6 protein-coding genes and 1 pseudogene are annotated in these 6,233 nt (G+C 73.5%); 1 reads left to right on the top strand and 6 read right to left on the bottom strand.

Annotated elements, in window-relative coordinates; all coding sequences use genetic code 11:
• Positions 1–81, top strand: a pseudogene (locus AB0J68_RS24625) (UPF0016 domain-containing protein); the annotation flags it as partial.
• Positions 82–93: 12 nt separating this feature from the next.
• On the opposite strand, the gene AB0J68_RS24620 reads toward AB0J68_RS24625, so the two are convergent.
• From AB0J68_RS24620 to AB0J68_RS24595, 6 genes are all read right to left on the bottom strand, one after another.
• A complete protein-coding gene (locus AB0J68_RS24620; protein WP_354862932.1) occupies positions 94–681 on the bottom strand; it encodes a TMEM165/GDT1 family protein in 588 nt (195 codons plus the stop codon).
• Positions 682–931: 250 nt separating this feature from the next.
• Entirely contained in the window at positions 932–1,897 is a 966-nt protein-coding gene (gene egtD, locus AB0J68_RS24615; protein ID WP_363940591.1) for an L-histidine N(alpha)-methyltransferase, read from the bottom strand.
• 52 nt (positions 1,898–1,949) lie between these two features.
• Positions 1,950–2,696 (bottom strand): ergothioneine biosynthesis protein EgtC, encoded by a 747-nt coding sequence (egtC, locus tag AB0J68_RS24610; RefSeq protein ID WP_363940590.1) that lies wholly within the window; start codon positions 2,694–2,696, stop codon positions 1,950–1,952.
• Between the two features lie 40 nt (positions 2,697–2,736).
• Positions 2,737–4,089: an ergothioneine biosynthesis protein EgtB gene (gene egtB, locus AB0J68_RS24605; protein WP_363940589.1), complete on the bottom strand. Its 1,353-nt coding sequence runs from the start codon at positions 4,087–4,089 to the stop codon at positions 2,737–2,739.
• Positions 4,090–4,204: 115 nt separating this feature from the next.
• The gene (gene egtA, locus AB0J68_RS24600; RefSeq protein WP_363940588.1) at positions 4,205–5,440 is read right to left on the bottom strand and encodes an ergothioneine biosynthesis glutamate--cysteine ligase EgtA; all 1,236 of its coding nucleotides are present in this window, start codon (positions 5,438–5,440) and stop codon (positions 4,205–4,207) included.
• Positions 5,441–5,594: 154 nt separating this feature from the next.
• The coding region (locus tag AB0J68_RS24595; protein ID WP_363940587.1) for a hypothetical protein at positions 5,595–6,233 on the bottom strand (639 nt) is incomplete at its 5' end.

The following is a 6,233-nucleotide window of genomic DNA, read 5'->3' as shown; positions in this document are numbered from 1 at the left end:
CTGGCCACCAAGTACGGCTGGTTCGGCACCTGGCTCGGCTCCACGATCGGCATGGTCGCCGCGGACGCGCTGGCCATCCTGGCTAGTCGGTGCTCAGGTCAGCTCGTTGACGGCCTCCAGGATCAGCCAGAGGCCACTGATGGCGAAGAGCACCGCGGCACCGTACCTGATGGTCTTCTCCGGCAGGCGGCGACCGAGCATCCGACCGACCAGGATGGCCAGCGCGTCCGCGGCGACCATGCCGATCGTGGAGCCGAGCCAGGTGCCGAACCAGCCGTACTTGGTGGCCAGGGTGATCGTCGCGAGCATCGTCTTGTCGCCCAGCTCGGCCAGGAAGAACGCCACCGACACCGCCACGATCGCGGTCTTGCTGGTCTTCTCGGCCTTGCGCTTCTCCTCCTCGGTGAGCGTGTCACCGCGCAGGGTCCACGCGCCGAAGCCGAGGAACGCCACACCGGCCACCAGGGAGATCCACTCGGTGGGCAGCACGGCGCCGAGGCCCGAACCGATGGCGACCGACGCCAGGTGCACCACCGCCGTGGCGACGGTGATGCCGATCAGCACCGGAATCGGTTTGAACCGCGTAGCGAACGTCAGCGCCATCAGCTGGGACTTGTCTCCCAGCTCGGCCACGAAAATGACACCGAAGCTGACGACCAGCGCGGCGAGGAATCCCTCCATGACATCCTTCCCGTTCACGCCGGGAGGAGGTACGGGGCGCCCTCGACCCGGCTGTAACAGCCTGAGTCGAAGGTCTCGCCCGCCCCGGAGACCGGGGCCGCGTGGCCGGGTGCGGAACGCACCAGTATGTCGACCACGACATTGAGGGCTACTCCCCTTCGCGCGACCAGCCTAACCGATCACCGAGCGGCTCGGACGCCGTGGGTGAACAGCCTCACCGTGCCCGGGCCGGAAGTCGTGGTGAACAGCCTCACCGCGCCTGGGCCAACGTCACCCCGAAGAGCCCGTCCGGGTCGGTCCAGAAGTTCGTCGCCGCGAAGCCCGCCTCGCGCAGCTCGGCGGCCACCCGCTCCGGGCGGAACTTCGTCGACACCTCCGTCCGCAGCTCCTCCCCCGCGGCGAACTGGACCGTCAGGTCCAGCACCCGGACCCGCATCGGGCGCGTCGCCCGCAGCCGCATCTCGATCCACTCGTGGTCGGCATCCCAGCGGGCGACGTGCTCGAACGCCTCCGGGTCGAAGTCGGCGCCCAACTCCCGGTTGATCACGTACAGCACGTTGCGGTTGAACTCGGCCGTGACCCCGGCCGCGTCGTCGTACGCGGGCACGATGACCGACGGGTCCTTCACGAGGTCGGTGCCGAGCAGCAGCCAGTCGCCGACCTCCAGCGCGGCGCGCATCGCGGCCAGGAAGTCGGCCCGCTCGGCCGGCAGCAGGTTGCCGATCGTGCCGCCCAGGAACACCACCAACCGCCGACCGCCGGTGGGCAGCCGGTCGAGTTGGCGGGTGAAGTCCCCCACGATGCCCCGGACCCGCAGCCCCGGATAGTCGGCGGCGATCTGCGCGGTCGACCCCAGCAGGGCACTGACCGACACGTCCAACGGGACGAACGTGCCCAGGCCGCCCCGACGGGTGAACGCGTCCAGCAGCAGCAGGGTCTTCTCCGACGAGCCGGAGCCCAGCTCGATCAGGGTCTTGGCACCGGTCAGCGCCGCCACGTCCGGTGCGTGCTCGGCCAGCACCGCCCGCTCCGCCCGCGTCGGGTAGTACTCGGGCAGCCGGGTGATCTCCTCGAACAGCTCGCTGCCCCGCGAGTCGTAGAACCACTTCGGCGGCAGCCACTTCGGCTCGGCGGTCAACCCGGCCCGGACGTCCTGACGCAGACCACGCTCCAGGTCCTGCGGCTCAAGGTAGATCTCCAACGGTTCCGCGGTCATCGGTCCTGCCTCTCTGCTCAGTCACACACCTCGCGTGCCCGACCGGTGCGGCTCACCGGGTCGGCAGTGGGCACATCCGCACCTCGTCCACGGTGGCCGTGACCAGGTGCCCCTCCGGCACCGGCCGCCATCCGGGGTCGTCATCGTGTGGCTCGGAGGCCAGCAGCACCGAGCCCGCCGCCGCACGCACCGACAGCGCGTGGCCGGACGTGGTGCCCACCACCCGCCGCCCGTCGGTGAGCAGCACGTTCAGCCGCGACCCCGGAGCGGCCACGGCGACCTCGGCCACCGTCCGGGCCACCGCCTCCGCCGGGTCGTCACCGGCGCGCAGCCGGTGCCGCACCAGCGCCCACAGCAGGGCCGAGTCGGTGGCCGCGTCCAGGGTCAGCAGGTCACGCACCGGCAGGCCGGCGGCGAGCGACACCATCGCTTCCGGCCAGCCCCGGACCACACCGTTGTGGCTGAACAGCCACCGACCCTCGGCGAACGGCGCGGCGGCGCCGTCGAGCACCGCCATCCCGACGGTGGCCGAGCGGACCGCGGCCAGCACAGCGCCGGCGCGGGTCACCGCAGCCAGCTCGGCGATCGTCGGATCGCTCCAGATCGGCTGGGCACGCCGGTAACGCACCGGCTCGCCGTCGCTCGGATACCAGCCGACGCCGAACCCGTCGGCGTTGATCGTGCCGCCGCCGCGCATGTCGCGAGGCGCCCAGGACTGGCGTACGAGTGCGTGCGCCGGCGCGAAGAGCAACTCGGCCAGCGTGACCGGCGGCCCCAGATAGGCCAGGTGACGGCACATCAGCGCAATCCGGCCGCCGCCGCGCCGGCCCGGTGCGGCATCACCGGCGCGACTCGTCCGGTGCGGCGTCCCGGGCGCAGCGGAAGCCGCTGAAGATCTGCCGCCGGATCGGATAGTCCCAGTTGCGGAACGTCCCCCGGCAGGCCGACCGGTCCGTGCCGAACGAGCCGCCGCGCAGCACCCGGTAGTCGTCGCCGAAGAAGACCTCCGAGTATTCGCGGTAGGGGAACGCGGTGAAGCCGGGATGCCCGCGGAAGGTGGTCGACGTCCACTCCCAGACGTCCCCGATGAGCTGGTGCACGCCCAGCGGCGACGCGCCGGCCGGGTACGCTCCCACCGGCGCCGGCCGCAGGTGACGTTGGTCGAGGTTCGCGTGCGCCTCGGTCGAGTCCCCGTCGCCCCACGGGTAGCGGCGCGACCGCCCGGTCGCCGGGTCCCACCGGGCGGCCTTCTCCCACTCCGCCTCGGTCGGCAGACGCTTACCGGCCCACGCGGCGTACGCCTGCGCCTCGTGGAAGCACACGTGCACCACCGGCTCGTCGGCGCGCACCGGATCCCACCGGCCGAAACGCCGGTACGCCCAGCCATCGCCGTCGCGGCGCCAGTGCATCGGCGCGACGAGCTGCTCGGAAACCCGGTGCTCCCAACCCGCCGCGCTCCACCAGCGCGGGTCGTCGTAGCCGCCGTCGGCGATGAACGCCTCGTACTCGCCGTTGGTGACCGGCGCGGCGTCGATGACGTACGCGGGCAGGTCGACGCGGTGCGCGGGACGTTCGTTGTCCAGGGCCCAGGGGTCGCTGTCGGTGCCCATCGTGAACTCCCCGGCCGGCACCAGCACCTCACCGCCGACGCGGGCGGTCGGCTCGGGTGGTGGCGGGGCGTGCAGGACCGCCGCGCCCGCGCGCAGCTGGTGGGTCGCGAGCATCGTCTCGTCGTGCTGCTGCTCGTGCTGGACGATCATGCCGAAGGCGAACCCGGCGGCGACCAACGGCCGATCGGTGAAGCTCACGGCGTCGAGCAGGTCGTGCACCTTGTCCCGGACCGTGCCCAGGTAGGCACGCGCCTCCGCCGGTGGCAGCAGCGGCAGCGCGGGCCGGTCGCGGCGGGGCTGCTTGAACGCGTCGTACAGCTCGTCGATGTCGCAGCGGACCGGCTCGCGGCCACCCACATCACGGACCAGCCAGAGTTCCTCCTGGTTGCCGACGTGCGCCAGATCCCAGACCAACGGCGACATCAACGGAGAGTGCTGGCGCATCAGGTCGGCGTCGTCGACCGCCTCGGTCAGCAGGGCGGTACGGGACCGGGCGCGCGCCAACTCCGCCGCGATCCGCCCCCGCAACCGCTCCCCCTCGGGATGGTCCGTCGTGCCCACACTCACCGTCTCGCCGTTCACCGGTCTCCCCTCCGTTCGCGACTGCGGGGCTCGCCACCCCGGCTCATTCCTCGCGCTCACCGGTCCGCCAACGTTCGCGACTGCGGGGCTCGCAACCCCGGCTCACTCCTCGCGCTCACCGGTCTCCCCTCTGTGCGGCGGCCAGCCGCCGTCGTACGCCTCGTTGGACCTCGTCGTGGGTGCCGGCCGGCAGCTCCAGCTGGGGCAGTGTGGCCAGGGCCAGGTCGAGCAGCGCGGCCGCGGCGGCGGCCAGCGTCGGGTCGGACAGGCCGTGCCGCGCGGCCGCCGACCAGCGGCGCGCCACCGGCGCGCCGATCGTGTACGCCGCGCGCACGGTGCCCGCGTCGGTGAACAGCGCGCTCAGCACCGCCAGCGGGAGACGCCAGTCCCGGTCGGGCTGGGCGTCGAGATAGCGCAGTTCCAGGTAGCCGCGCGGGCGCACGGGTGGAAAAAGGGTGCTGACGTGGTAGTCAAGATCGTCGGTGGTGGGCGGACGGGGCAGCGCGCCGTCGAGCCAGTCGGCGAAGGTGACACCCGGCGGCGGGGCCCAGTCCGGGCCGCGTCGGCGCAGGCAGAGCAGCGGCGCGGCAAGCACGTACCGGATCCAGGTGGTCGTCGGATCCTCGTCGGCGTTGCCGGGCACCCACACCGGGCGGGTGCGGGCCGGGTCGATGGCCAGCCAGGCGGCCATACGCGCGGACGCCCAACCGGTGCGCCGCCCGGCGTGCCGGCTGGCCGAGGCGAACGCCGCGAGCAACGGCGGCCCGACCGCGTGGGCCGTCGCCCAGCGCGCCGCGACCTGGTCCGGCTCGCCGATGTCGAGGCAGACCTGCAGACCGGCGGTGCTGTACATCATCGTCCGGCCGGCCGGACCCCGCCGGTCGAAGGCGCGACGCATGGCGCGGTAGCGGGGAGTGTCCACCACTGGGCGGGGCCGACGGTGCGGGTCGATTCCGCTGCGGCCGAGGGTCAGCCCGGCGGCGGCCAGCAGGCCGGTGACCTGGGCGATGTCGGCCTCGGTGGCCTGGATCAGCGCGCCGGTCGAAGAACGCGGCGGGGTGGAGATCTCCAACTGGCCGCCCGGTTCGAGGGTCACCGTGCCGCCGTGTCGCAGCGGCTCGGCGGGGCTCGTGGGGTCCAGCGTGACGGGGCTGTGGCGCCCCAGCGCCGCCCGCAGCCGCACCGGGTCGACCGGTCGGGCAGGGTCGGCGGCGTCGTGCACGGTCCATTCCAGTTCGACGCCGGTGTATGTCGGGGGGCCGGTCTTGAAGCAGATGCGCGCGAGATGTCGGCCTGCGGCCGCGGACTCACGCAGGATCGCGCTGCGATCCAGCTCGGGCGACGTCACCATTGGTGCAGCCTCCTTCGTCGTGCGCCAACTCCGGAACACTGTGCCACCGTAAACCAGGCCACCGACACTGTCGGCGGCGTCGACGGTGCCACCAACCCCTGTCTAACAGACGAATTTCCCGGTGCACGGCAGAACGAACGCGCCGGCCGGACGCTCAGTTCGCGGCCGACCCGGCCGGGTGGGAGGGCTTGGTCTTCGCCGATCCGGGCGGCGTCCCCGCCGAGGACGGTTCGGCGGGGGCAGACGACCGCGCCGGAGCCGACGGCTTCGCCTCGGGCACCAGTCGCTGGCAGTACTCCTCGACCGCGGCGACGCCACCGGCGGCCTCCACCAGCCGCTGGAAGGCCGGCGTCCGCAACTTCTTCTCCCGCTTCTCGGGCTTCCCTGCGCGCCAGGCCCGGCACAGCCCGTGCAGCTGACCGTTCGGCGCCGAACCGACGGTCGGAGTGCCGGTCGGGGACGGCGGGCCGGGCGACGCCGATCGGCTCGGCGCGGTCGGCGTGGTCGCCGCGGTCGCCGCGGGATCGCTGGCGGTCGGTGGCGCGCTGCTCGGCGCCGGCGGGACCGGGTCGGGTGCCCGGTCCAGGCCGGCCGCGGCGAACGCGGCGCCCGCGGTGGCGGTGGCGGCCAGCGCCCCGATCCAGGCCAACGCGCCGGTGGTGAGCCGACGGCTGCGTGGTCGTCGGGCCGCGGCGGGCTCCGGGGCGGCGGCCCGGGCGGCCCGGAACGCGGCCAGCGCGGCCTCCTCGCCCGCCAGCTCCCCCGGCCGGGCCGGGCCGGCGGCAGCGGCGAG

The organism is Micromonospora sp. NPDC049580 (assembly GCF_040675595.1).
Lineage (GTDB): Bacteria > Actinomycetota > Actinomycetes > Mycobacteriales > Micromonosporaceae > Micromonospora.
The sequence above is the reverse complement of the archived record's forward strand: the minus strand, read 5'-3'. Positions and strand labels throughout refer to the sequence as shown.